The organism is Dietzia sp. B19 (assembly GCF_014145155.1).
Taxonomy (GTDB): domain Bacteria; phylum Actinomycetota; class Actinomycetes; order Mycobacteriales; family Mycobacteriaceae; genus Dietzia; species Dietzia natronolimnaea.
Genome location: NZ_JAALED010000524.1, coordinates 20,961 through 23,665, shown reverse-complemented (window position 1 = coordinate 23,665; position 2,705 = coordinate 20,961). Strand labels below are relative to the sequence as shown.

Genomic DNA, 2,705 nt, shown 5'->3' with positions numbered 1-2,705 from the left:
GCCCCGACCGGCCCGGCCTCGCGCGCGCGGCGCAGGACAGCGCGGACGCGCGCGGTGACCTCGCGGGGGCTGAAGGGCTTGACCACGTAGTCGTCCGCCCCCGCCTCGAGCCCGATCAGTCGGTCCACCTCCTCCGCGCGGGCGGTCACCAGGATCACGTACACGGGGGAGGCCGATCGCAGGTCACGAAGGAGATCGAGCCCGTTGCCGTCGGGCAGACCGACGTCGAGGAGGACGAGGTCGGCGTCGCCCACCAGGTCCCGGGCCTGGGCCGAGGTGCCGGCCTCGTCAACGGCGAAACCGTCCGATTCGAGGTATCCGCGCAGAACCCGGCGGATGTGGGGTTCATCGTCGACCACCAGGACGCGGCGGCGGACGGCGGAGTCGGGGAGGTTCACGGTCCCAGTGTCCTCCGAGGCGCTGGATGACGCCGCCCGGTCGACCGCGATCTACCCTGTTCGCGTGACCACATCCAGCGGCGGACCCTCCCCTGAGACCCCGGCGGACCCGCCGGAGGACTCCGTCCTCGACTCCCTGCGCGGGGCCGTCGATCCTCTCGAAGCCCGACACGAATCCGATCCGGCGCGACCTACCGACCTGAAGACGCAGGTCACCAGGTTCTTCGTGACCGGTGTCCTGTCCGCGGTCGTCGACTACGGCCTGCTGCAGTTGTTGATGCTGTTCGGTCTGGGCTACGGACCGGCCAAGGCGCTGTCCTTCGTGGCGGGCACCCTCACGGCGTACTCGCTCAACCGCCGGTGGACGTTCCAGGCCGAGCCCTCCCGCGCCCGCTTCGTCGCCACGATGGGTCTGTACGCGCTGATGTTCGGCGTGCAGTGGGGCCTGTTCATGCTGCTGGTCCCGTGGTTCCACGGCCTGGGCTGGAGCACGTTCTGGGCCACGACGATCGGCTACGTCATCGCGCAGGGCGTGGCCACGGTCACCAACTTCATCGTCCAGCGGACCGTGATCTTCCGGGTGCGCTGACCGCCCTCCCGGGTTACCGCCCGGCCGGGGTTAGCCTGGACGGCGCGTCCGGGCCACCAGCCGCCCGGGAGTGAGACGACCTCCGCACCGATTCCCCAGGAGCACCCGCCACATGGACGCCACCACCGTGACAGCCGCAGGTGCCGACGCCGGTTCCGCCCCCGACGAGCGCGACCTGCTGTTGCAGCGCACCCTGTTCTCGGGCCCGCGAAAATGGGTCAACGACGACCTGTACTCGCGGATCGTGCGGGGGGTCGTGCGCCGCACGCGCGCCGAGGTGCACCTGGACGCCGGGGCCGTCGTCGACACCAACACCTACTTCGGCCGGTTCGAGGCCTCCTACTGGCAGCGCTGGACCACGGTCACCAGCCTCACCGTGCGGGTCGCGGTGGAGTCCGAGGGGCGCCTCGACGTCCTGGTCCGCGCGTCCGACATCGGGTCCCACGTGCGCACCGTGGACGTGTTCCACCACCACGGGGACGGCATGGCGGTGTTGCACGTACCGGTGGACACCTTCGTCGACGGCGGCGCGATGTGGCTGGAGTTCCACGCCGTGGACGCGGCGGCGACCGTGTCCGAGGTGACGTGGAGTGTGACGACGACGAGCCCGGCCCGCCGCGCGGCGGTGGCCATCTGCACCTTCAACAGGGCGGACGACTGCGCCGCGACCGTCGACTCGCTGGCCTCGGACCCGTTGGTGGCCGAACTCATCGACGACCTCTACGTGACGGATCAGGGCACCGACCTGGTCGAGACGCGGGAGGCGTTCCGGCGCGCGGCCGGGGAGTTCGGCGAGCGGCTGCACTACCTGCGCCAGCCCAATCTCGGCGGCGCCGGCGGGTTCAGCCGCGGGATGTTCGAGGCCACCGCCCCCGGGTCCACCGGGCCGGTGGACGTGCTGCTCATGGACGACGACGTGAGGGTCGAGCCCGAGACGGTGTTGCGGCTGTTCGCCTTCGCGGCCGTCACCCGCGAGCCGATGCTCGTCGGCGCGCAGATGCTGTACCTGTTCAACCCGGACTACCTCCTGGTCTCGGCCGAGCGCACGCAGCTCGACCAGCTCGAGGGCGGCCTGGACGCGGACGAGTTCGCGCTGCGCGACGAGTCCGTGGTCGAGAACCGGCAGGAGCGGCGGGTCGACGCCGAGTACAACGCGTGGTGGTCCTGCCTGGTGCCCGGGGAGGCAGTGGAGAGGGTGGGGCTGCCCCTGCCGTACTTCTTCCAGTGGGACGACATCGAGTACGGGTTGCGGTGCCGGCAGGCCGGGATGCCCACCTGCACCCTCCAGGGGGCGGCCGTGTGGCACGCCGACTTCTACTGGAAGGACGGCGACGACTTCGGTCAGTTCTTCTCGATGCGCAATTCGCTGACCACCGCGGCCCTCCGCCAGGGGATCGATCCGCGTGCGATGGCGACGAACCTGGGCCGGAGCGTCCTGCGGGCACTCGTGGCCATGCAGTACGGCCTCGCCGCCACCCGTATGCGCGGCATCGAGGCGTTCCTCGACGGCCCCGACGGTGCCCACGGCGTCGGCGACGGCGGGCAGGCCGCCCTGGCCGCGATCCGCGCAGAACGCGCGGGATACCCCGAGACGGCCAAGCTCGCCGTCGACGCCCTTCCCGCCGGGATCAGGGTGGAGCGCAAGGTGGGGATCCCCCGCGAGGATCGCGAGGACCAGGTGCTGGTCAAACGTCTGCTCGTCCAGAAGCTCGGGCGGC

General features: G+C 71.1%; 3 protein-coding genes. 2 read left to right on the top strand and 1 reads right to left on the bottom strand.

Annotated features, from left to right (window positions below):
* On the bottom strand, window positions 1-398 hold a 398-nt coding region (locus tag G6020_RS14335), incomplete at its 3' end, for a response regulator (RefSeq protein WP_347238387.1).
* Between the two features lie 64 nt (window positions 399-462).
* On the opposite strand from G6020_RS14335, the gene G6020_RS14330 reads away from it, so the two are divergent.
* Window positions 463-987: a GtrA family protein gene (locus tag G6020_RS14330; RefSeq protein ID WP_347238386.1), complete on the top strand. Its 525-nt coding sequence runs from the start codon at window positions 463-465 to the stop codon at window positions 985-987.
* Window positions 988-1,099: 112 nt separating this feature from the next.
* Window positions 1,100-2,705: glycosyltransferase (locus G6020_RS14325; RefSeq protein WP_241732730.1), on the top strand; the 1,606-nt coding region annotated here is incomplete at its 3' end.